The 897-nt window shown below is 46.3% G+C and carries 1 protein-coding gene; it reads left to right on the top strand.

All coding sequences use genetic code 11. The annotated features are described in order from the left end of the window. Window positions 1–897 (top strand): hypothetical protein (locus tag E1963_RS23570; RefSeq protein ID WP_201272083.1); only part of this gene is annotated, 897 nt, incomplete at both ends.

The following is an 897-nucleotide window of genomic DNA, read 5'->3' as shown; positions in this document are numbered from 1 at the left end:
CTTGTACACGCTATCAACGAGGAAAGATCAGCAGGGAGAAGAAAAAAAGGGGAAAAAAAAGAAAGGGTAGGACACACAGGAGTCGAAGAAGAGCAAATCAAGAAAAGAGAAGAAAGAGAAGAAGGAGAAAGAAGAAAAGGGGAAGAAGAAGAGGAAGTGGAAGGGAAGAGGGGAAGAGGGGAAAAAAAGGAAGAGAGGGAGAGGGGAGAGAGAGAGGAGGGGAGAAAGCTCTTTTCGGGAGGGAGGAAAAAAGAGAGAAAAAGAAGGAGGAGGGAAAGAAGGAGAGAAAGGAAGGGAGGAAGAGGAGAAGAAAGAGAAGAGAGGAAAGAAGAAAAAAAGGAAAGAAGAAGAAAAGAAAGGGGGAAAAAAGGAAGAAGAGGAGAGAGGGAGGGGGAAAAAGAAGGGGAAGGAGGGAAAGAAAGAAGAAAGGAAGGAGAAAAGGGAGGGGGGGGAAGGAAACCCTACACTTATATTGGAGGAGGAGGGAGAAGGAAGAAAGAAGAAGAAAAAAGAAAAAAAAGGAGGGTAAAGGAGGCATCTGTCAGGAAAGGGGGAAAAAGGAGGGGAGGAAGGAGAGAAAGGAAAAAGAGGAAAAGAAAGGAGGGGGAAGAAAAGGAAGAGAAAGAGGGAAGCAAGAGGAATCGTTATCAAGAGGAAGAGGAGAAGAGAGAAAGAGGGAAAGGAGGAGGAAAAGAAAAAGGAGAGGAAAAAGGGAAGGGAAGAAAAAGGAAAAAAAGGAAGAGGGGAGAGACTACGAGAGTGAGGCCAAAACACTTTAAACTTATATACTGCCAAAGATGGACAGGGGAGAGGGGAACAGGAGAAGAGGAGGGAAAAAGGGAGAAAGAAGGGGAAAAGAGAGGGGAACGGGGAGAACGGGGGGGAGGAGGGAGGGGA

The organism is Extibacter muris (assembly GCF_004345005.1).
GTDB lineage: Bacteria > Bacillota > Clostridia > Lachnospirales > Lachnospiraceae > Extibacter > Extibacter muris.
Note: the sequence above shows the minus strand (reverse complement) of the source record. Positions and strands in the feature narration are given on the sequence as shown.